Origin of the sequence: Prochlorococcus marinus str. MIT 9401 (genome assembly GCF_000760095.1) — a bacterium.
Lineage (GTDB): Bacteria > Cyanobacteriota > Cyanobacteriia > PCC-6307 > Cyanobiaceae > Prochlorococcus_A > Prochlorococcus_A marinus_I.
In genome coordinates this window covers 442,425-464,737 of sequence record NZ_JNAR01000016.1, presented here as the reverse complement: position 1 = coordinate 464,737, position 22,313 = coordinate 442,425, and the positions used below count along the sequence as shown (strand labels likewise).

The following is a 22,313-nucleotide window of genomic DNA, read 5'->3' as shown; positions in this document are numbered from 1 at the left end:
TTAGGCGACTATCATTGTACCTATTCCGGAATTTGTAAAAATCTCAAGAAGTAATGAATGTTTTATTCTTCCATCGATTATGTGAGCAGCTTTGACTCCTTGTGCTATAGCTCTTATGCAGCATTCAGTTTTTGGGATCATACCTTCAGTAACAATATTTTTTTTAATAAAATCTCTTGCCTCTTTGAGATTCGTTTTTTCAACAAGAGTATTTTTGTTATCTTTTTCTTTTAAGATCCCTTGAGTATCAGTAAGAAGAATAAGTTTTTCTGCATTTATTGCAGCAGCAATTTCCCCAGCAACAAAGTCTGCATTAATGTTATGTGAAATACCCTCCATGGTTGATCCAATACTAGAAATAATAGGGATATATCCTTTAGAAATAAGAGGATCTAATATTTCAGGATTGATTTTTGTGACCTCTCCCACTAACCCATGGCTCCCATTTCCTAATTCTCTAGATTGAATTAAGTTTCCATCAAGACCTGATATTCCAACAGCTAATGATCCAGTTTTATTAATGCCTTTTACAATTTGTTTGTTAACCCTACCCATTAGTACCATCTCTACAATTTCCATTGTTTTTTGATCAGTAATTCTTAATCCATTTTCGAATTTAGGAGATATTTCTAATTTCTTTAACCAATTATTAATCTCGGGTCCACCTCCATGGATTACTATCGGACACACCCCCACTGTTGATAAAAGTGCTATGTCTCTAAAAAAAGCATTTTTTAAATTTTCCTCCTCCATAACAGAACCACCATACTTGATAACAATTTTTCTACCTGAGAAACTTTGTATGTATGGAAGTGCTTCGCTTAATATTGATACTCTTTGAGAATCATTCATTATTAAAAATCATTAAAATTTGATCGAATTGAGAAATTAGGTTTTTACAAATGTGTCCCTATATTCAATAAAAGAGAATAAAATCAAATTCTTTTTTATTATCGTCGATAATAAATTCTGATTCAAGCCCTTTGACAAAAAATCTGTTTAATCTTTCTTGTTTTTCAATCCATTTTTCTAGAGGGACAGCGTTTAATTCGAAACGCATTCTGAGACCATTTTTTTCTTCCTTTGTAATTTCTTCTATTTCTTTTAGTTGAGGGGGATTATCCTCGTCCCACAAATTTAAAGATTCTAATGATGATTCAAGATGAGCTTTTATTCCATACCTCCATCTTGTAACATCTTTAACTAGTGCTGTTAATTCTTTTGGTCTATTAAATTTATTTGTCGAAAAATTTGCCTTGTTTAACAACTCTACAGGAGGTATCTCGGAAGTTTTTAAACCTAATCCAATTAGAAAAATAGGTACTCCATAAAAAAAAGTAGGTACACTTAAATTTACTGAGTCTGTAAAATAAGCAGTCATTCCAACAAAAGCTAATATCCCCCCAGCAGTTACGATTAAGTTTCCAGGCGATAGGTATTTCTTCATTTTGATTTAGTAGAATATGTTTTAAAAGGACTAGAAAGTATTATGCAAGATCCTAATACTTCAAATCAAGGAGATTTAATTTTTAAACTTGATCAAGATAGAGCTTGGCTACTAGAAAATCTTGATAAGGGTAAATGGCTAGAAATCAGAAGCGAACTTGCCGCGCTTGAAAGAAAACTAAGCAAACTAATTATAAGTGTTCAAGAAATTAATGTTGATATTTGATTTAAAAAGGTATTTCGTCAACTTCGGGAACCAAAGGTGAGCTATCCCAACTGGAGTCTTTAGTGATTTCTTTTTTATCAATTGACCCATTTTTTTCTTTTTGATCAGATTTTATAAAATCTACTGGCGTTATTTTATGAATCTTTGAAGCTGTAAGTTCGGGTTGTTTTTCTTTTGTTCCGTCTTTTCTAGTGACCGTATTCATCTTTAGACGTCCCTCAATAACAATATTTTGCCCCTCCTTTAGTTCATCTACCATTTCTTGTGCAATATTTCCCCATCCCATGATCTTGAGATCTCTTATTGGATCTTCACTACGCAATCCTTTAAAATTAACAATCATTTCTGCAATAGGAGTTTGGTTTTCTTTTGTATACCTCATTTGTGGAGCGCTATTAATTACCGCTTGAATTAAACAATGATTCATTACTTTACTATTTAATTAAAGACATACTGATGCAGAATCAAGAAAATTGCCATGAAAATGTTTGGATCCTTTCAGGAACTTCTGATGGACCTGTAATAGCTAATATGCTTGTTGAACTTAATTATTCAGTTTTTGCAAGTGTTTTAACTTATAAAGCAGGGCTAGCTTACATTGAAAATCCAAAGTTACATATCATTACAGGTAAATTAAATAATAAAGGTGAAATAATTAATTTTATAAAAAATAATAAAATCAAATTCGTGGTAGATGCCACTCATCCTTTTGCGGTCATAATTTCTAAAAATCTTGACAAAGCATGTAAAGAGATTAATACACCTCTTTTACTTTTTGAGAGAAAATCTCTAATAAATAACACTAATAATTTTTTTTATATTGATGATTTAAAGGATATAAATAACATTGATCTAGAAAATAAGAACATTCTTCTAGCAATAGGATCAAGATTCCTTAACGATACTGCCAATTATTATATGAATCGTAAAGCAAATGTTTTTACAAGGGTACTCCCAACTTTTGAAAGTATTACTAAGGCTTTTGGTTCATGTATTAAAAATTCAAATATAGCGATACTAGAACCCAGTAAAAATAATCAAAGCATCTTAGAAAAAAAACTTTGTGATTTTTGGGAGATAGATTATGTCCTATGCAGAGAATCTGGAAGTTATTCTCAAAAAAACTGGGAGAGTATTGTATCTGCAAGTAAAATGAAATTATTTTTGGTTAAAAGGCCAAAAGTTAAAAATGATTATTCTTACTCTTTTAATGAATACAAGAATTTGATAGATCACATAATTAAAAAAACAATTGATATTTAATTCATTATGGAAGTGTTGATTATGATCACAACTGAATCAAGTAAAACAAATGCTTTGCGAATAGCTAAATTGCTAATACAAAAAAAACTTGCAGCATGTGTTTCCATAAAGCAAATTTTTTCAATTTATGAGTGGGATGATGATATTGAAGAAACTAAAGAGTTTGAAATAACAATTAAAAGCAAACCAGAATTTAAAGATAATTTAATTAATTTCTTATATAAAATTTCAACATATGATGTTCCGCAAATTATTTACAAAAAATACCATGCGGAAATGAAATATTATGATTGGTTGAATGAAGCTATTTGATTAAATTTCTCTTACTAACTCTTTAAGATCGATATTGGATCTGGATCCTAATTGTGTAATTATTTGGCCAGCACAAATTGAACCAATCTCTCCACATTTTTTGAGTGAATAATTATTTATTAATCCATGAATAAATCCTCCGGCATAAATATCTCCAGCTCCTGTTGTATCAATAACTTTCTCTCCCGTCATTGAATTAATCACTTCAATGTCGTTTTTATTAATTATGAGAGAACCATTGCTTCCAAGAGTTACTACGACTAATTCACATAGTGAAGAGAGGTCTCCTTGGCAGTTTGCTAATTTATCCTTTTTAAATAAACTTAAAACCTCGGATTCATTACAAAAAACTATATCTACATATTCATCAATTAATTTTAAGAAACTCTCTCGATGTCTATCTACACAAAAAGAATCAGATAATGAGAGGATTATTTTTGTATTAGAATTTTTTGCAATTCGAGCGGCTTTAAGAAAAGCATTTTTAGCTAATTCACTATCCCATAAATAACCTTCTAAGTACAAGTATTTGCTTTCCTCAAGCACAGTAAAATCAATATCTTTTGGTTCAAACTCTATGGATGCTCCTAGGTAAGTGCACATGGTTCTTTGAGCATCAGGTGTAATCAAAATAATTGAATGAGCTGTTGAAGGACCTTTATTAGTTGGTGGAGTATTAAATATAGTATTGCTTTTTTTAATATCAGAAGAAAAGAAATCCCCAAATTGATCATTCTTCACTCTTCCAATAAACTGCACATGGTTTCCTAATTCTGCTAAACAAACAACCGTATTTGCTGAGGACCCCCCTGATATTTGTTTGATCACTTTGCAGTTCTCTAACAATTTCTTAGATTCATCAGAATTAATGAGATTCATTGATCCTTTTTCCAAGTTATTTATCTGTAGAAATTCATCTTCGATATTGACAATAATATCTACTATCGCATTACCAAGACCTATGAGGTCAAAGACTTTATTTTGTTCAATATGTCTAAAGGATTCCGTCATGAATATGAAAGTAAATTACCTTAGAAGTGCTCTTTTAGGTCCATGTATTGGATCTTCAATTACTATAGTTTGATCCCTATTTGCCCCCAATGAGACAATAGCAATTGGAACCTCCATTAGTTCAGCTAAAAATCTGAGATAATTCATAGCATTTTTAGGAAGATCAGATAGTTTTCTGCAATTGGCAGTTGAGCACTGCCAACCTTTTAATTTTTTGAATATTGGTTTACATTTTTTTAAGTCATCTGAATTTGTTGGAAAGTAATCTATTTCCTCGCCATCGAGATCATAGGCAACACAAACTTGAATCTCATCTAATTCATCTAATACATCTAGTTTCGTAACGGCTAAACAATCAAGACCATTTACAGATACGGCATATTTTCCAATAACTCCATCAAACCAACCACATCTCCTCCTCCTTCCTGTAGTGGTTCCAAATTCACTTCCCCTATCACAGAGTTGATCATTAATACTACCTTGTAATTCCGTTGGGAATGGCCCCTCACCTACTCTTGTGGTATATGCTTTGGCTACTCCTATGACTCTGTCAATTAAAGTGGGACCAACTCCAGCACCAATACATGCCCCTCCTGATATCGGGTTTGAAGAGGTAACAAAAGGATAAGTCCCATGATCTAAGTCAAGTAGAGTTCCTTGAGCACCTTCAAATAGAATATTTTTCTTTTCTTTTGAGGCTGAATGGATAGTCCTAGTACAATCAACTACATGTTTCGATAATCTATTCCCATAGTCAAGATATTCTTCAACAATGTCTTCTAATTTAAGTGGCTTAATCCCATAGATTTTTTCTAAAAGACCATTTTTTTCTCTCAACGGTATTTCGATCACATCACTTAGCCTTTCTTTATTGAGCAAGTCTCTAATCCTAATGCCATTTCTTTGTGATTTATCTGCATAGGTTGGGCCAATCCCCCGACCTGTTGTACCTATTTTGTTTGAGCCTCTATCAGCCTCCATCGCTTCATCTAGTATTCGGTGGTAGGGCATTGTTACATGTGATGTTGATGAAATTTTTAATCCTGAGATATCAATTCCACTATCAATTAACATGTCAATTTCTTTAAGCAAAACTTTTGGATCTACGACAGTTCCCGAACCAATTAGACAAGAAGTATTTTTATAAAGTATTCCTGATGGAATTAAATGTAATTTTAGGACTTTATCATCTACTACTATAGTGTGACCTGCATTTACTCCCCCTTGGTAGCGAACGACAACATCTGCCGAACGACTAAGTAAATCAGTTATTTTTCCTTTTCCTTCGTCACCCCATTGGGCTCCGATTACAACAACGTTGGCCAATTTTAGAAGAGCATTATTTTTGTGCGAATATTTAATATATTCAAAAATCTTGGTTTACTTTTAAAAAGTAAATGAATTGTATCAACTTTCTCTTAGAACCATTTTTTCAGCAAGAGAAAATTCTTTGGTTAAACGCTCCTTAAGTTTATCTGGTAAAGGTCTACTTGCAAAGTTTTTGTAATGACCTGCCATAGCGTTTAATGCTGTTTGCATAGTTGTGAATGATTGCGTTTTATTAACCATCCCTCTATTTCTATATCTAGAAATATAGTCAGTTATGAGTGTGAGAGCCTCATTTCTTACTTCATCTTTATTTGGAGAATCTTTTGGAGTATCAACAGCTGTTTGTAATGTTTTAACAACTGAAATTGTGTCCTTTGTATAGTCACCTGTCATAGATGTTTTTGCAGCTACGGAAGGTGAACTAAATAGTGTAAAAACAACAATTATGGATAATGCAAAAGATATAGCTTTGGTAAGATAATTTGAAAATAGTTTTGATGTACATTTCATTAACATAACTTTAGCTCCCAAAAAAAATAAGCTTTAAGAATTTTTATTGTACATTATTTCAGATTCGGAAATAAATGTTTCCAACAATTTATCAGCACTAATTTTAAGCTTAGTATTATTTGATCTGCATAAAAGTTCTACTTCTTTATTAATAGAATCTCTGCCAATAATTATCTGAAAAGGAATACCAATTAAATCCGCATCTTTAAATTTCACTCCAGCTCTATCGTTTCTATCATCAAGAAGGACATCAATTTTATTAATTAAAAAAATGTTATAGATTTGCTCAGTAAGATCACTTTGAATAGGATCTTTTAGGTTTGTTGGAATAATAATAACTTCAAAAGGAGAAATCTTGATAGGCCAACAAATTCCTTTTTGATCATGATTCTGTTCGATAGCTGCTTGAGCTATTCTTGTGACTCCTATTCCATAACAACCCATCCATAAATTTTTTAACTGACCATCCTTATCAGAGAACTTTGCATTTAATTTTTCACTATATTTCTGACCTAATTGGAAAATATGTCCAATCTCGATACCTTTTTTTTCTTTAAGTTCTTCATCATCATCAATGCTTATTTTATCTCCTTTTTTTGCATTCCTGATATCCTCAATTAGATAGTCTTTTGAATCAAAAGAAAATTCTTGAAAAACTTTATGGAAATTAACTTTATTACCACCACTTATAAACTTTGTAAGGCAACTTGCAGAATGGTCAATTATTCTTGTCCATTTTTTATCCCAATTTGAAGTTGCTTTAATAGTTTTATTATCTAAATCTGGCCCGATAAAACCTAAGGGAAAATCAATTAGATTTTTTTCGATATTATTTTTGTCTTCAATCTTTTTAAGATTAAGGAGATTGAGATTATGTCGTTTATTGATTAAGTTAAAGAGCTTTACTTCATTAATGTGTTGATCGCCTCTTATGCATGCAAGAATTGGGACCTCAAATTCACCTTCGAACTGTGCAAGAAATACTATTACTTTAACAATCTGACTAGGGTCTAAATTATTATTATCGCAAACCTCTAGGATTGTTTTTTGTTGAGGTGTCTCTAACCATTCTGCAATATTATCTTTTAATGGAATAGGTTGAGAGGGTAGAGAAACAGCTTTTTCAATATTTGCAGCATAAGAACCACTTTGAGTAAACAAAATGGAATCTTCCCCAGCATCAGCAGTGACCATAAATTCTTTAGAGGAGGCCCCGCCAATCGCCCCACTATCAGCTTCAACCCCTACTGTCTGCAGACCACAAGATTTAAAAATATTTTCATAAGCATTGCCCACCTTTTCATAGAAAGAAGCCAGATCGTTTTCTGAAGAATGAAAAGAATAACCATCTTTCATTATAAATTCTCTACTTCTCATCAATCCAAATCTTGGCCTTATTTCATCTCTAAATTTCGTCTGAATTTGATAAAAACATTGAGGCAATTGCTTATAGGAGTTGATGGTTTCTGATGCGATACTCGTGATCACTTCTTCGTGAGTTGGAGCTAAACCAAATTCTTTACCTTGCCTATCTTTGAGATTAAACATTATTCCTTCCCCTTCAGTATATCCTTCCCACCTTTCACTTTTTCTCCACAAATCTGCAGGATGAAGTTGGGGTAATAGTAATTTTGTACAACCAATACTATTAAGTTCTCTTTCTATTATTGAGGATATTTTTTCAATAACTCTAAGCATTAATGGCATATATGCATAAATACCGCTGTTAACTCTGCGAATAAACCCAGCTTTTAAAAGTAATTGATGTGAAATAATCTCAGCTTCAGAAGGTGTGTCACGAAGTGTCCCCAGAGGAAATGAGGTTGTCACGCGCATACAAAAAAATCCTTAATAATACTTAATTTTATCAATTAAGATGAAAAAATAATTTAAAGTGTCTTGAGTCCCTCAACGCTGCTAGTCTAAAAATATTGTTTCTGCTAACTTTTTCAGTAATGAAGTTCAAAATCTTTTAAAAGTTAACTATTACTAAAACATTTTCTTAAGTTTATGGAAAATATAGATTCCAATATTTCAAGCGAAGAGGAATTAGTAGGTATTGATGAAGTTCAAAAATTCTTAAACAGATCAAGGGCTTCTGTCTATAGGTATACAAATACAGATTTAAGAAATCTAAACCCTAATTTTAATCCAAGAAAATTAAACCCCGAATTTAGAACTGATCAAAAAGATCCTTTAAAATTTCATCCTAATGAAGTAGCAAGATTTGCAAAAGATATTTTAAGAATTAAGGAAGTTACTGTAGAGGTCTTTAATACGCCTTCCTCCGCTGCCCAGAATATACTAGTGCAAATATTAGATGAACTAAAATCCATTAGGTCTTTGCTGGAAAAAGATTAATTAAAAAGTTACTAATCAATGTTTTGATTTATTGACATTTTGAATGTAGGATAATGGTGTTTAATTATCTCCTTAATCTTTACCAATTAAGAGTTCTTGAGTTACACGAAATCAAAGCAGTTTATTCAAAGTAAATCAAGCGAAGAATCTTCTTATGGTTCTGCACGAAGTGATTTCGAAAGAGATGATGATGACCCTTTAAGTATAAGGAGTTTATCAATAACATCTCTAGGTATTATTTTTGCCATTTTGACAATTCTTTTACCTACCATAAGCATTTTAATTGGAAGACCTTTATCACAAGGAAACGAGATAATTCATAATCACGATTTTAAAAAAGATGGACCTTAGTTCAATACCTCCATCTCCAATGAAGGGAATAGTAAATATCATTGTTGAAATACCTGCAGGTAGTAGGAACAAATATGAATATTGCTCTGATGCAGGAATAATGGCTTTAGACAGAGTATTGCATTCTTCAGTGAGGTACCCTTTTGATTATGGTTTTATTCCAAATACCCTCGCTGATGATGGTGCTCCTCTTGATGCAATGGTGATAATGGATGAGCCTACTTTTGCTGGTTGTTTAATAAAAGCTAGACCTATAGGAGTTTTGGATATGCATGATTGTGGTTCATATGATGGAAAACTTTTATGTGTCCCTATGGCTAATCCTAGACAGGCAAATATAGTGAGTATTAATCAAATTGCTCCTAATCAGCTTGAGGATGTTGCTGAATTCTTTAGGACAAGTAAAGGACTTGATGGAAGAACAGTTCAAATTGACGGTTGGAGGGATTTTGATGTGGTTGAAAATTTATTGAAAAGTTGTATACCCATAAAAAAGAAAAACTTTAAAGTACTTAAGAAATCAAAAATTAGCAAATTAAATTGAAAAAAATAATTTTTTATAGTTATTTAAAATGCTCTACTTGCAGAAAAGCTGCTAAATGGCTTGAAAGTAAAGATTTAGAATTCCAATTAATTGATATTGTAAAAGAACCACCATTTGTTAATTATTTAGATTTAGCTTTAGAACAAAACTCTGATGATAAGAAAAGACTTTTTAATACAAGAGGTAAAGCCTTTAAAACGCTTAATCTTGATATTTATTGTTTATCAAGGGAAGAAATTATTCAACTTCTTTTAAGTGATGGCAAATTAATAAAAAGACCATTTTTGATTTATGAAGGTAAAAAAGTATTATTAGGTTTTAACGAAATTGAATATGCTAAACAATTTACATAAGTTTAAAAAATCAAAACTTTATTAATCTTATGAATGCTGCTATTAAAAGTTTTTTAAAAGAATGGGGTCTACTAATTTTATTAACTTTTTTTGTTTCTTCTTGTAGATCTTTTTTAGCAGAACCACGTTATATCCCCTCTGGTTCAATGCTCCCAGAATTACAAATAAACGATAGGCTGATTATTGAAAAATTTTCGCTACGAAACTCTTTACCAAAAAGAGGAGATATCGTTGTTTTTAACTCACCTTACTCCTTTGACGACAAATTAATCTCATCAAGATCTAAGCCTCTACCAAAAAAAAGATATTGTTTTTTCATGAGTTTTCCTCCGATGTCTTTTATTCCTGGTTTGAGGGATCAAGCTTGCGATGCATATATTAAGAGAGTGGTGGCACTTCCAGGAGAAATTGTGAGTGTAAACACGAAGGGTGAATTAATAATTAATGATAAATTAATTGCTGAACCATATGTCTCTTACAAGTGCTCATTATCCCTCTTTAATAGATGTGGTGAATTTGAAAATATAAAAGTTCCTAAAGATCATTTTTTAGTATTAGGTGATAACAGGTCAAATAGCTGGGATGGTAGATATTGGCCAGGAAGTAAATTTCTTCATAAAAAGGAGATAATTGGTAAAGCATATTTCAGATTTTGGCCTCTTAGTCAACTTGGTTTTTTTCAATAGATAAACTATTACTCCTTACTAAAACTTTATGAGAATAATTTTGTAAGAATTTTTAATTTAAAGTGCTCCTGAAGCAGTTGAATCAATTATTCCTCCTAGGTGGGTTGTTATGTTTAGAGCGCTAATAACAGGCGGCTTATTGGGATCATTAAAGAGATCAATTATAGTTATCCCACCATTACCTTGTTTTATCATCCAAATATTTGAATAATTAATGCCAAGGATGTTGCAAATTAAAGTTTTATTTACTGCATCATGAGCCACTAGAAGGCTTAGATCATTATCCTTTTGAGATGAACAAATTTTGTCAAAAGCTTCTACGGATCTTTCTGATACATCTTTTATAGATTCGCCTTCGGGCATTATTACTTCTTCAGGTTTATCATGCCAATTTTTTAGTAAATCAGGCCACTGTTCTCTGATTTCTGCTTCCAGTTTACCCTCCCATAATCCGTGACTAATTTCTACTAGTGAATCTATTTTTTCTATTTTTAAATCTTTGCTATTTTGAAGGATTATTTGTGCAGTCTCATAAGGCCTATGCATTGAACTTGAAAATGCCTTATTGAAAGAAATATTTCTCAAATATTCAAAAGTCTTTCTAGCTTGATCTTTTCCGTTTTCATTTAAAGGGATATCAATTTGGCCTTGAAATCTACCCTCTTTGTTCCAATTAGTTTCACCATGCCTTATTAGAAATATTCTGGAATCTCCAATTTGATTTGGAATATTTTTATTCAGATGGGAAGTTTGATTTAAACATTCAATTTGGGTCTTAAATGAGTTATCTTTCCTTGAAATATTGAGTATCGAGAAAGAAGCATTTTCTAATCTTATTTTCCTAAAACCTTGCTTAGGCTTCCCTAATAATAAAAGGATTAAACATCTGAGAATCGCATTATGTCCTACAACTAAAATATTTACGTCATTTTTGTCTAGATAAATTTTTAAAATGTCTTCTACAAAATTTGTTGCTTGGGAAAATAACTCTTGAATTGGTTTATAGGTTTTATTATTATTTCTTTTTAAAATAAGATTTTCTGGATCATTTTTCCATATAGGGTAAATTTCTGGAAATTTATTTTTTATTTCATCAATTTTTAGACCAGACCATCCACTAAGATCTACCTCTAGTAAATTATCATCAAATACAATATTTTGTTCTTTATTAAAAGTCTTTTTAATTGTTTTAGCAGTCTCTGCCGCTCTCACAAGTGGGGAGGAATAGATTTTATCGAAGTTTATTTTTGATAATGCTTTTCCTGCTTTTCGGGCTTGTTCGTATCCTTCATCAGTTAATAATGAATCATCTGTTCTTCCTTGAATTAATCCTCTTGCATTGAAACTGCTTAGCCCATGCCTAACTAAAACCAATCTTATAGCCATTATATAAATTTGAAATTAAGATTATTTAATCATCTCATGGCGTGATTAAAATAGATACAAAATATAAGGAACTACATGATAACTAAGTATAGTTTTCAACAATATAATAAGCTATGACCTTTAAAAATATTTCTAAGTCAAAACTCACTTTAGCGTTTATTTCTATAGTCATAACCTTTTTTGTATGGCAGCAAGGCTTAAGAGATAGTTTAAATAGACCATCTGTTTCATTTGATATAAGTCAAAAAGAGCAAGAAATTGCTGAACTATCGGCCCAATCAATACCTTTAGATCTTAAAAAGTTTTTTATAATAAATGATCCTGTTGATCAAATAAATAAGTCACTCTCTGAGGTCCCATTTGAAGAGCTAACAGAAAGAAATAAATTAATTCGAGTAATTTCTTCAGAATCAAATGATCTTATAATCTATAAAAATCTATCAAAAGATTTTGAAAATAAAAACTTTAAATTTCTGATCGATGAGATAGAAAAAAAATCCAATAATAATTTATATAAACCAAATTCCGATAAATTTGATTTATTTAAAGGCGATAGATTTTTATATCACCTTTTAAGCCGGAAATTTGATTTTGACGATAGTTCATTAATAACAAAATCATTTTCCAGCAGAATGTTTTTAAAAATATTAGCCATAAGATTAATACCACTTTTAACAATACTTATTGGCTCTATTCTGGCTTTAAAAATTTTATGGAACACCATATCTTTGAAAAAGTTTGGTTGGCAAGAAATGAAATACTTAGATTTAGAATTAATAGATATGGTTTTATTAATTGCAGGTGGATTTGTTGTTTTAGGAGAAGTGGTATCACCTTTGTTTTCTATCAGTTTGGTTGAACTTTTTTCTAAAAATATGTCTAATGAATTGTCTCAATCTTTAAAAATATTCTTTGGATATCTTTTTATGGCTATTCCCCCATTAGTGATAGTTTATTATCAAATTAAATCTTTGAATGGTGTATTTACTTTTAAAAAGGATTATATACAGTTCAATTTCTTACCAATAAAATATGCAATTATTCAGGGAATTAAAGGTTGGTTAACAATAGTTCCTTTTGTTTTATTGATTTCTCTAATTATGGATTATCTGATAGATAACCAGAATGGTAGCAATCCTTTGCTAGAAATTGTTCTAAATAATAATAATTACTTATCATTTTTTCTATTATTTATAACAACAACTCTACTAGCTCCTCTATTTGAGGAGATTATATTTCGCGGTATTCTACTACCAACTCTTGCAAGAGATTTTGGTGTAATTGCGGGAATTATTGTTTCAGCTTTTATCTTTGCATTGGCCCATTTAAGTTTGGGAGAAATGCCTCCATTATTTGTTCTAGGGATTGGATTAGCAATTACAAGAATCGCTTCAGGGAGTTTGTTTTCCTCAGTAATTATGCATTCTTTATGGAATGGATTGACTTTCTTAAATTTATTCTTATTGAGGACATAAAGAATTTAAATTTTTACTTGCGAATCAAACAAAAAGATGTTTATTTAATTAATAACACTTATTTGTATTTAAATAAAAAGTCATAGATGAAACCTTATGGGAATCAACTTAATTTTGAAAAAAAAGTTTCATATGAAAGTAAAAAAAATTTTGAAAAAATATCCATAATTAATACCAAATTAATACATAAAATTTTCGACACTATTAATATCTCTCTTTTGGTATTAATTTTCACCTTATTTTTCTTGTCTTTTAATAGTCAAAGAAAATGGTCAAATACATATAAAAACTTATCTAAAACAACAGCTATCAATAATAATCTCATCGATTATATTTCTAAAATAGAGGAATTTTATATTAGTGAACTTGAGTCTATTAATACCTATAGAAAAACTAAACCTAAAGATTTAATCTATCTAGATAAACTTCCAGAAAAAAAAGAAAGTTTATTTAAAGAAAATTTAAGTAGTTTCATTGAAGGTTTTAGTGATAGCAAATATCAAAGAGGATATTGATGAAAAAATACAAGAAAATTGTACGTCTATTACCTCTTGATCAAAGAAGATTTAAATTTCTCTATATTTTTAGCTTACTATTAATATTTTGTTTGTTTGGTAGGTTAGTTAAATTGCAAGTCTTTAACGCCTCTGATTTGCAAAGGAAAGCTAGATTAATACAGTCTTCTAAAACTAACGCCTTAAAAAAAAGGAGAGCGATTGTTGATAGAAATAATAGACTAATTGCTTACGATAAAACGCTCTATAAATTATGGGCCCATCCAAAATATTTTAATTTTCCTGGTGATTCAATTAACAGAGTTCGGAGTATTGAAGAAGTTGCAGAAAAATTGTCAGATATATTGGATATTAATGATGAAATACTCTTGAGTAAATTTAATAATAAAATGAGCGGTATCAAGCTTTTGGATAAGATTTCCGAAGAAAAAGCAGAAAAGATTAAGAATCTTCAAATAAGCGGACTTGATTTGTTTAGATATTCGCAGAGATATTATCCACAAGGAGAGCTTTACTCTAATCTTGTCGGTTTTGTTAATGATGAGAATATAGCTTCAGCAGGTTTAGAGCTTCATTTAGATAATCAAATTAAAGTTTTTAATAAAAGTAATTTAATAAAACGGGGAGGAGATGGAACTCCTCTACCGGATAATTCGGCGCCAGGTGATTTTATTTCTGATTACAAAAGTTTAGGCCTAACTATAGATTCAAAATTACAGAAAGCGTCATTCAATGCATTATCAAAGCAAGTAAGCAAATGGAAAGCAAAGAAGGGATTTGCCATTGTTATGGATGTTAATAATGGTCGGATTCTCTCCTTGGTTTCAGCTCCCTCATATGATCCAAATAAATTTTGGCAGTATGATTCTGAACTCTTTAGGGGTTGGTATTCTCAAGATTTATTTGAGCCTGGTTCAACTTTTAAACCTATTAATCTTGCCTTAGCGTTAGAAGAAAAAGTAATTCAGAAAGATGGATTTGTTGAAGATATTGGGAAAATTAATGTTGGAGGATGGACACTTTCTAATTGGGATAAAAAAGGTAATGGATACATTGACTATCCAAAAGTATTGCAGGTTTCAAGTAATGTTGGGATGGTAAAAATAATGCAAAATTTAGACCCTACAATTTACTGGGATAGGCTAAAAAAAATAGGTATAAATCAAAATTTAGAGACTGACTTATTTGAATCAACTCCTGGCCAACTAAAGAAAAAAGATTTATTTGTCAATCAATCAATTGAGCCTGCTGTAACTTCTTTTGGTAAAGGGTTTTCAATCTCGCCACTTAAATTGGTGCAACTTCATGCGGCTTTAGCAAATGGTGGTTTTGAAGTGACTCCTCATGTAACTTCAACTTTCAAAGAAAGAGTTAATAAAAATCCAAAAAAACAATTTTTTTCACACGAAGTCTCTAAAACTGTTCTTGAATGGATGGAGAGCGTAGTTGATAAAGGTAGTGGATCTGGAGTGAAAATCGAGGGTTATAGGATAGCAGGGAAAACGGGCACTTCCCAAAAAGCTTTAAATGGTTCCTATACAAGTAAAAAAGTTTGCAGTTTTGTGGCGACCTTACCAGTTAATGATCCGAAATATGCTGTACTAGTAGTTATTGATGAGCCATCTAAATCTTATGCATATGGTTCAACTGTTGCCGTACCAGTTGCTAAAGAAATTATCGAGAGTTTGATAGTAATTGAAAAGATACCTCCTAAGATTAAAGATCATGAAATGATTGTTAAAAAACCCTAAAATTTTCCAATTTTATAAATATTTGGTTCATTATCTGATGATTTCATCTGGAATAAAAGCTAGTTTATATATATATGATTATTTAGATATGAAATCAATTTTAGAACAATTGTCCTCAATGACCGTTGTTGTTGCTGATACTGGAGATTTAGATTCGATAAAAAGATTTCAACCAAGGGACGCCACCACCAATCCATCGCTAATACTTGCTGCTGCTAAGAACCCTGATTATGTGAAATTAATTGATAAAGCTTTAGAAAGTTCAGAAAATGCTTTGCCCCAAGGGTTCTCCGAAATTGAATTAATCAAAGAAACTGTTGATCAAGTTTCAGTATTTTTTGGAAAAGAAATATTGAAAGTTATTTCAGGGCGCGTATCTACAGAAGTTGATGCAAGACTGAGCTTTGATACTGAAGCTACGGTAGAAAAAGCGAGAAAATTGATCAATCTTTATAAAAATTTTGGAATTGAAAAAGAAAGAATTTTGATTAAGATTGCTGCAACTTGGGAGGGAATTAAGGCAGCTGAAATTTTGGAAAAAGAGGGTATTAAGTGCAATTTAACTTTACTTTTTAACTTCTGCCAAGCGGTAACTTGTGCAAATGCAAAGGTAACTCTAATTTCCCCGTTCGTTGGCCGTATCTTGGATTGGCATAAAGCAAAAACTGGTAAAACTAGTTTTGTTGGTGCTGAAGATCCTGGTGTTATTTCGGTTACGCAAATATACAAGTACTTTAAAGAAAAGGGATTAAAGACAGAAGTAATGGGAGCTAGTTTTAGAAATCTTGATGAAATAAAAGAATTAGCAGGTTGCGATCTTTTAACAATCGCACCAAAATTTCTTGAGGAACTGAAAAAAGAAAAAGGAGAGTTAGTTAGAAAATTAGATGTAAGTACCCCAATAAATAATTCTATTGATTACGAATTTGAAGAAAAAGATTTCAGATTAAGTATGTTAGATGATCAAATGGCAAGTGAAAAGCTTAGTGAAGGTATCACTGGATTTAGTAAGGCGATAGAAGAATTGGAAGAGCTGTTGCTAAAGAGATATTCAGAGATTAAAAATCATAAATTGATTTCTGCTAACTAAATTTAAGTTTGAATTGAAAAAGGATTAAGTTCTACTTTGTGTTAAAAGTCTTCTAATAACTCTTTTTGCAATATCTTCATAACTCATTTCTCCTGATAGTATTTGAGCAATACGTTTAGGTGCTGTTTTCCTTTTGACACCTAATTGGTATCCAGTTCTTGGAAATCTATAAAATACTTGGGCTATTCTCCGTCCCCAAGCCATTGATTTCCCCCAAATGTTGTTAATTTTTTTCGTATAAAGATTTAAATCATCTACTTTTCCTGCCAGGCACTGATCTATGTATTCTGCAGCATAAAAACTGCTAATTAAAGAAGGTCTAATTCCTTCAGCTAAAAAAGGATCACATAGAGATGCTGCATCTCCAACTGCTAAAACTTTGTCACCATTAATTGAGTGGAAGCCATTCCATATTCTCAGTTTCTTACTAGTTGTTTTATGAGGAAAATCATCAAAACCGAAGCTTCTGATAACTTGTTGATTTATAGCCTGATTTTCTAAGAGACCATTATTTATAAAAGTACCTAAACCAATATTTAAGCTTTCTCTTAAGGGAAATGCCCAAGCAAAACCAAATTTTATAAATCCAAACTCAAATCTAACTGCATCTCTAGGTATTTCACCTAACCCTTTCAGTCTTAATGATATTGTGTTAGCAAATTTCGGTTTTTTGGGCCCTAAATTGAAATAACTAGCCCATTTTGATTGGGACCCATCTGCAATTACAAGAAATTCTGTAATATATTTTATTTTGTTATTACAAGTAATTTCCCATTTATCATTTTTTTTTATGATTTTTTTAATTAATAACTGTCTCATTAACTGAACTCCATTACTTAAGGATCCATCAAGTAATAATTGATCAAGTTTTTCTCTTTTAACAATCCAAAATGGAGATTCACCAGTAAGATCAGCAGTTACATTATCCGCAGCTTTCCATCTGAATTCAACATTCTTAATTTTTGATTCTATGCAATCTTCTATATTAAAAGGAAGAAATTTTTGCATTGAAGATGCCATCCCGCCTGCACATGGTTTGTAATCTTGGGATTTTTCTTTTTCAATAATTAAAACTGAATATCCTTTCTTTGATAGGTTAAGAGCAGTGGAAGAACCTGATAAACCTCCACCAATTATTACTACGTCAAATCCTTTCAAACTTTTAGAATTTCCTTCTCTTTCTCAGACAATTTAGTTTCTATTAAAGCAATATATTTATCAGTAATTTTCTGAATTTCAGATTGATTGTCTCTCGATTCGTCAATAGAAATGAGGCCATCTTTTTCGTCTTTTTTTTCTTTATCAACAGCATCTCTTCTAATATTTCTCAAAGCTACTTTCCCTTCCTCTGCATATTTAGAGGCTAATTTACAAAATTCTTTTCTTCTTTCCTCTGTTAAAGGTGGAACATTTATTCTTATAACTTTCCCATCATTATTTGGAGTAACCCCTAAATCACTCATAGAAATAGATTTTTCTATCGCTTGTAAACATGAAATATCAAAGGGTTGTATTGAAATCGTTTGTGAATCAACAGTACTTATTGTAGCAAGTGATTTGATTGGCGTTTCTGCTCCGTAGTACTCAACACTTACTCTGTCTAACAATGAAGCATTAGCTCTACCTGTCCTAATTGTATTAAAGTTTCTTTGAGTTGCTTCAATACTTTTATTCATATTTTCTTGAATTTCTTTTTCTTTCATAATAAAAAATTTAAATAAGCTTTAACTAATTAATGAACCTATAGGATCCCCAGCAACAGCTTTGGAAATGTTCCCTTTCTTGAATATATCAAAAACCATAATAGGGATATTGTTATCTTTGCATAGTGCAATTGCAGTACTATCCATTACTGCGATTTCATCACTAAGAACTTGTTGATAACTAAGAGTGGAATATTTTTTTGCATCTTTAAATTTATTAGGATCACAATTATATACTCCATCAACTTTGGTAGCCTTCATAACAACTTCAGCATTTATCTCTGCTGCCCTAAGAGCCGCTGTAGTGTCAGTTGTAAAAAATGGATTTCCGCATCCACCTCCGAAGACTACAACTCTACCTTTCTCAAGGTGTCTCATGGCTCTTCTTCTTATATAAGGTTCTGCAATTTCCTGCATTTCGATTGCTGTTTGCACTCTGGTTGCAACTCCTACTCTTTCTAAACCATCTTGAAGTGAAATCGCATTCATTACTGTTGCGAGCATCCCAACATAATCCGCCGTAGCTCTATCCATGCCATCTGCAGACCCTTTAAGCCCCCTAAAAATATTTCCACCCCCAACAACTATTGCAAGTTGTACATTATTTTCGACTACTTTTGAAACATCCTCTGCAATTGACTGAACTATAGCAGGATCAATACCATATGGCTTGTCACCCATTAGTGCCTCACCACTAAGTTTTAAGAGAACTCTTTTGTAAGTCATTCAATAATTGTACTTTTAAGACCTTAGCAAGTAAATGCACCAAATTTATTTTTTGTTCAGATATTGCTTGCGTCTTTAAACATTTCTAAACCTGCCTGAAGAAAATGTAAATAATAATTTGGTGCAACTAAAACTCAACACACTTTTGTGCTTTTATTCCTTGTTCTTTAAAAGGATGTCTTATTAGTTTCATTTCTGTAACTAGATCAGCGTAATCGATAATTGAATCAGATGCTCCCCTTCCAGTTAAAACAATATGATTTTTTCTATTATTTAAGCTATTTAAAAAAGTGATAATTTCTTCTGGTGCAAGATAACCAAGTTTTGTAGCAATATTAATTTCATCAAGAATGATAAGTTTATAAGATTTGTCTTTTATATATTCTTTGGCCAGTTGCCATGCTTCTTGAACTAATTTTTCATCTCTTATTCTGTCTTGTGTTTCCCAAGTAAATCCTTCTCCTAATGAATGCCAAGATATGCTTGAAGACAAATTTTTAAGTGCTTTTTCTTCTCCAGTGGTCCAGCCTCCTTTGATAAATTGAATTATTGCCACTTTATAGCCATGCCCTATTGTCCTTAAAGCCATACCTAAAGATGCAGTTGTCTTGCCCTTGCCATTTCCTGTAAAAACAATCAATAATCCTTTTTTTGTTTTTCTAATTTGTAGTCTTTCGGCTTGAATATCTTTTCTCTTCTGCATTCTCTTTTTATATGAGCTCTCATTGCTATCAGGGGATAGTTTTCCTCCCATTCCAAGTTTTTTTGCTTGATTATCGAGATTAAATATTTTCTCGGAAGATGAAGGTTTTTCTTGCATATGAACCTAATTTTTTATTTAATGATTATAAATCTTTAAATATTTTTAGCTTTTTTTACTTTTAATAGTGCATTATTTACTGCTTGTTGTTGATCTCTTTTTGTAATCCAGTGATGATAAGTTTGTGTATGTAAACTAACCGAATGTCCCATCATTCTAGCTGCCACAGTATCAGGTAAATCATAAAAAATAGTTCTCACTGCCCATGCATGCCTTAGATCATAAGGTTTTATTTGTAAAGAGTAACGCTTAAACTGATCTGTAATTTTTTTTCCGATATTCTGTAAGGTTGTTATTTTAAGGTCTCTTTTAATATTTGGTAGTAGTTCTGGATTTTCGCCAAGTTTTGATAATTCGAACTTTTCCACCCATTCAGGATGAAATGGCCAAACTTGATGCTCCCCAGTTTTAGTTGTAGGTAAAACTCTAATAATTTTGTCCCCAAAATTAGTTAGAGAACTTAAATCACAAAAAAATACTTCATGATTTCTTAATCCATATGTAGCCATTAAACCAAAAACAAATTTCCAAGATTTGTTTGGTATCTTCTCCCAAAGTTTTTCTATTAACTCATCTGTCGGGAGTTCTCTAAATCCTGCTTTGTTTAGACCATATCCTCTAGAATTTAATTTCCAATCTTCTGGTAGTTTAATATCCAAAAACTTAGCCAAAACACTTAGAGAAGTAGCGCATTGTTTTCTACTTCTACTTCCTTCTTTGTAACTTTCAAGTGTCTTTTGAAATATTTTCTCTAAAGCTTCATTTTCGTGATCATTATAAATATCTAGGATTCTTTTCATATATGGTTTATAAGAACTTCTCCAAGTAGTTTTCCTAGTGCTTGTTCTAAAATCACCTTTTTTGTCTTTAAAAAAAAATTCCTCAAATTGATTTAATCTATTTGGGAATTCAAAACTATCTTTTATTCCCTTTTTATAGGGATTGCCTATCCAATTAATCCAATCAAATTGATTCAATTCCAATTGCAAATTGATTAATTGTAATTTTTTTTTGGCTTCCTCTAATCCAGAAATATTAGCCTTTAAACCAAGAGATATTCTTTGAATCTTGAAGTTATTTTTATCTTCTTTGGAGGGTAGTGAACCACGAATATTTAATTTCTCTCCTCTTTTCTCAATTTTAAGCTTGCTTCCTTGAGTAGCAAATTTATCATTGACATTATTAATTTCCTGAATTACGTTCATTTACTTATATAATTGACCTTATAATGACGTTTTTAATGTTTATTTTCAATCTTCGTAAATTTTAGATGGATAAAATAGGCGTCTTACTAATGAATTTAGGGGGGCCTGAACGCATTAACGATGTAGGTCCATTCTTATATAATCTTTTTTCTGATCCAGAAATAATTAGGACCCCTTTCCCTGTTTTTCAAAAGCCCCTAGCTTGGTTAATTAGTACTCTTAGGAGTACTACTTCACAACAGGCCTACCTTTCCATAGGTGGAGGTTCGCCTATCAGAAGGATAACGGAACAACAAGCAAGAGAATTACAATCTAAATTAAGGGACAAGGGATTTAATGCTACTACCTATATTGCTATGAGGTATTGGCATCCTTTTACCGAATCAGCAATTGCTGATATGAAAGCAGATGGAATAGATCAAGTTGTTGTAATACCCTTGTATCCACATTTTTCGATAAGTACCAGTGGTTCCAGCTTTAGGGAATTAAAAAAATTGCGTGATTCTGATGATGAATTTAAGAAGATTCCAATGAGATGCGTAAGGAGTTGGTTCAGTCAATCAGGTTATTTAAAGTCTATGGTTGAATTAATTTCTGAACAAATTTCGCTTTGCGAATTACCTTCAAAAGCCCATATATTTTTCACTGCTCATGGAGTTCCTAAGAGTTACGTAGAGGAAGCGGGAGACCCTTACAAGCAACAAATTGAAGATTGTTCTTTATTAATTATAAATGAGCTGGAAAAATATTTAGGGCATAGTAACCCTCATACACTCTCTTATCAAAGTAGAGTTGGTCCCGTTGAATGGTTAAAGCCTTACACGGAAGAAGTCTTAGCTGATCTTGGAAGGTCAAATGTTAATGATCTAATTGTGGTCCCTATAAGTTTCGTTGGAGAGCATATCGAAACATTGCAAGAAATTGATATTGAATATAAAGAAATTGCTGAAAAGGCCGGTATTAAAAACTTTCGAAGAGTTAAGGCTTTAAATACTCATCCTACTTTTATTGAAGGCCTTAGTGATCTAGTCATTTCCTGCTTGGAAGGCCCACTTGTTAATATAGAGGAGGCTTCACAGTTGCCTGAAAAAGTTAAACTTTATCCCCAAGAGAAGTGGCAATGGGGTTGGAATAATAGTTCAGAAGTGTGGAACGGAAGAGTTGCAATGATTATTTTTCTTGTGCTTTTTATTGAACTTATTTCAGGGTCTGGCCCCCTTCATAAATTAGGTATTTTATAAAGAATAATT

At 31.5% G+C, this 22,313-nt stretch carries 26 protein-coding genes; 13 read left to right on the top strand and 13 right to left on the bottom strand.

What is annotated here, in order from left to right; genetic code table 11:
• Together argB and EV01_RS00870 are read right to left on the bottom strand one after the other, a co-directional pair.
• The gene (gene argB, locus EV01_RS00865) at positions 1-852 is read right to left on the bottom strand and encodes an acetylglutamate kinase (protein ID WP_032517798.1); all 852 of its coding nucleotides are present in this window, start codon (positions 850-852) and stop codon (positions 1-3) included.
• A 64-nt stretch (positions 853-916) separates the two neighbouring features.
• Positions 917-1,447, bottom strand: a complete 531-nt coding sequence (locus tag EV01_RS00870; RefSeq protein ID WP_032517797.1) for a DUF2854 domain-containing protein — start codon at positions 1,445-1,447, stop codon at positions 917-919.
• Between the two features lie 42 nt (positions 1,448-1,489).
• Here EV01_RS00870 and EV01_RS00875 point away from each other — a divergent pair, with 42 nt between their 5' ends.
• Complete coding sequence (locus tag EV01_RS00875; RefSeq protein ID WP_032517796.1) at positions 1,490-1,672, top strand: hypothetical protein; 183 nt, start codon at positions 1,490-1,492, stop codon at positions 1,670-1,672.
• Between the two features lies 1 nt (position 1,673).
• Here the strand turns inward: EV01_RS00875 and EV01_RS00880 are convergent, their stop codons facing one another.
• Positions 1,674-2,099, bottom strand: a complete 426-nt coding sequence (locus EV01_RS00880; protein WP_032517795.1) for a single-stranded DNA-binding protein — start codon at positions 2,097-2,099, stop codon at positions 1,674-1,676.
• Positions 2,100-2,128: 29 nt separating this feature from the next.
• Between EV01_RS00880 and EV01_RS00885 the strand changes: the two genes are divergently transcribed.
• Positions 2,129-2,935: a precorrin-6A/cobalt-precorrin-6A reductase gene (locus EV01_RS00885; protein ID WP_050496418.1), complete on the top strand. Its 807-nt coding sequence runs from the start codon at positions 2,129-2,131 to the stop codon at positions 2,933-2,935.
• Positions 2,936-2,941: 6 nt separating this feature from the next.
• Positions 2,942-3,247, top strand: coding sequence for a divalent-cation tolerance protein CutA (cutA, locus tag EV01_RS00890; protein ID WP_032517793.1), 306 nt, complete (start codon positions 2,942-2,944; stop codon positions 3,245-3,247).
• Here cutA and EV01_RS00895 read toward each other — a convergent pair whose 3' ends face one another.
• The 4 genes from EV01_RS00895 to EV01_RS00910 form a co-directional block, all read right to left on the bottom strand.
• Positions 3,248-4,258 (bottom strand): adenosine kinase, encoded by a 1,011-nt coding sequence (locus EV01_RS00895; RefSeq protein WP_032517792.1) that lies wholly within the window; start codon positions 4,256-4,258, stop codon positions 3,248-3,250. It lies immediately after the preceding gene.
• Between the two features lie 15 nt (positions 4,259-4,273).
• Positions 4,274-5,584 carry an adenylosuccinate synthase gene (locus EV01_RS00900; protein ID WP_032517791.1) on the bottom strand — a complete coding sequence of 437 codons (1,311 nt, stop codon included), beginning with the start codon at positions 5,582-5,584 and terminating at the stop codon, positions 4,274-4,276.
• An 81-nt stretch (positions 5,585-5,665) separates the two neighbouring features.
• Positions 5,666-6,103: a photosystem II protein Psb27 gene (gene psb27, locus EV01_RS00905; protein WP_032517825.1), complete on the bottom strand. Its 438-nt coding sequence runs from the start codon at positions 6,101-6,103 to the stop codon at positions 5,666-5,668.
• Positions 6,104-6,130: 27 nt separating this feature from the next.
• Complete coding sequence (locus tag EV01_RS00910) at positions 6,131-7,933, bottom strand: proline--tRNA ligase (RefSeq protein ID WP_032517790.1); 1,803 nt, start codon at positions 7,931-7,933, stop codon at positions 6,131-6,133.
• 174 nt (positions 7,934-8,107) lie between these two features.
• Here EV01_RS00910 and EV01_RS00915 point away from each other — a divergent pair, with 174 nt between their 5' ends.
• The 5 genes from EV01_RS00915 to lepB all read left to right on the top strand — a co-directional run bounded on the left by EV01_RS00915 (position 8,108) and on the right by lepB (position 10,392).
• Positions 8,108-8,458, top strand: a complete 351-nt coding sequence (locus EV01_RS00915; RefSeq protein ID WP_032517789.1) for a hypothetical protein — start codon at positions 8,108-8,110, stop codon at positions 8,456-8,458.
• 96 nt (positions 8,459-8,554) lie between these two features.
• Positions 8,555-8,809 carry a hypothetical protein gene (locus tag EV01_RS00920; protein WP_032517788.1) on the top strand — a complete coding sequence of 85 codons (255 nt, stop codon included), beginning with the start codon at positions 8,555-8,557 and terminating at the stop codon, positions 8,807-8,809.
• Complete coding sequence (locus EV01_RS00925; protein WP_032517787.1) at positions 8,799-9,353, top strand: inorganic diphosphatase; 555 nt, start codon at positions 8,799-8,801, stop codon at positions 9,351-9,353. The genes EV01_RS00920 and EV01_RS00925 overlap by 11 nt, the downstream gene beginning before the upstream one ends.
• Complete coding sequence (locus EV01_RS00930) at positions 9,350-9,706, top strand: Spx/MgsR family RNA polymerase-binding regulatory protein (protein ID WP_032517786.1); 357 nt, start codon at positions 9,350-9,352, stop codon at positions 9,704-9,706. Before EV01_RS00925 ends, EV01_RS00930 begins: the two co-directional genes overlap by 4 nt.
• A 29-nt stretch (positions 9,707-9,735) precedes the next feature.
• Positions 9,736-10,392, top strand: coding sequence for a signal peptidase I (gene lepB, locus EV01_RS00935; protein WP_032517785.1), 657 nt, complete (start codon positions 9,736-9,738; stop codon positions 10,390-10,392).
• 57 nt (positions 10,393-10,449) lie between these two features.
• Here the strand turns inward: lepB and EV01_RS00940 are convergent, their stop codons facing one another.
• Positions 10,450-11,778, bottom strand: coding sequence for a histidine phosphatase family protein (locus tag EV01_RS00940; RefSeq protein ID WP_032517784.1), 1,329 nt, complete (start codon positions 11,776-11,778; stop codon positions 10,450-10,452).
• 113 nt (positions 11,779-11,891) lie between these two features.
• Here EV01_RS00940 and EV01_RS00945 point away from each other — a divergent pair, with 113 nt between their 5' ends.
• From EV01_RS00945 to tal, 4 genes are all read left to right on the top strand, one after another.
• Positions 11,892-13,253: a CPBP family intramembrane glutamic endopeptidase gene (locus EV01_RS00945; protein ID WP_032517783.1), complete on the top strand. Its 1,362-nt coding sequence runs from the start codon at positions 11,892-11,894 to the stop codon at positions 13,251-13,253.
• A gap of 86 nt (positions 13,254-13,339) precedes the next feature.
• A complete protein-coding gene (locus EV01_RS00950; RefSeq protein ID WP_032517782.1) occupies positions 13,340-13,768 on the top strand; it encodes a hypothetical protein in 429 nt (142 codons plus the stop codon).
• On the top strand, positions 13,768-15,519 hold the full coding sequence (locus tag EV01_RS00955) for a peptidoglycan D,D-transpeptidase FtsI family protein (RefSeq protein WP_032517781.1): 1,752 nt from the start codon (positions 13,768-13,770) through the stop codon (positions 15,517-15,519). The genes EV01_RS00950 and EV01_RS00955 overlap by 1 nt, the downstream gene beginning before the upstream one ends.
• Positions 15,520-15,607: 88 nt before the next feature.
• Entirely contained in the window at positions 15,608-16,609 is a 1,002-nt protein-coding gene (gene tal / locus EV01_RS00960) for a transaldolase (RefSeq protein ID WP_032517824.1), read from the top strand.
• 24 nt (positions 16,610-16,633) lie between these two features.
• On the opposite strand, the gene EV01_RS00965 is transcribed toward tal, so the two are convergent.
• The 5 genes from EV01_RS00965 to EV01_RS00985 all read right to left on the bottom strand — a co-directional run bounded on the left by EV01_RS00965 (position 16,634) and on the right by EV01_RS00985 (position 21,063).
• A complete protein-coding gene (locus EV01_RS00965; RefSeq protein WP_032517780.1) occupies positions 16,634-17,767 on the bottom strand; it encodes an NAD(P)/FAD-dependent oxidoreductase in 1,134 nt (377 codons plus the stop codon).
• A complete protein-coding gene (gene frr, locus EV01_RS00970; RefSeq protein WP_032517778.1) occupies positions 17,764-18,312 on the bottom strand; it encodes a ribosome recycling factor in 549 nt (182 codons plus the stop codon). The genes EV01_RS00965 and frr overlap by 4 nt, the downstream gene beginning before the upstream one ends.
• Positions 18,313-18,333: 21 nt before the next feature.
• Positions 18,334-19,038, bottom strand: a complete 705-nt coding sequence (pyrH, locus tag EV01_RS00975) for a UMP kinase (protein WP_032517777.1) — start codon at positions 19,036-19,038, stop codon at positions 18,334-18,336.
• Positions 19,039-19,165: 127 nt separating this feature from the next.
• The gene (cobO, locus tag EV01_RS00980) at positions 19,166-19,858 is read right to left on the bottom strand and encodes a cob(I)yrinic acid a,c-diamide adenosyltransferase (protein ID WP_032517776.1); all 693 of its coding nucleotides are present in this window, start codon (positions 19,856-19,858) and stop codon (positions 19,166-19,168) included.
• 35 nt (positions 19,859-19,893) lie between these two features.
• The gene (locus tag EV01_RS00985) at positions 19,894-21,063 is read right to left on the bottom strand and encodes a site-specific integrase (protein ID WP_032518601.1); all 1,170 of its coding nucleotides are present in this window, start codon (positions 21,061-21,063) and stop codon (positions 19,894-19,896) included.
• A 65-nt stretch (positions 21,064-21,128) separates the two neighbouring features.
• On the opposite strand from EV01_RS00985, the gene hemH reads away from it, so the two are divergent.
• On the top strand, positions 21,129-22,304 hold the full coding sequence (hemH, locus tag EV01_RS00990) for a ferrochelatase (RefSeq protein WP_032517774.1): 1,176 nt from the start codon (positions 21,129-21,131) through the stop codon (positions 22,302-22,304).
• Positions 22,305-22,313: the final 9 nt, after the last annotated feature.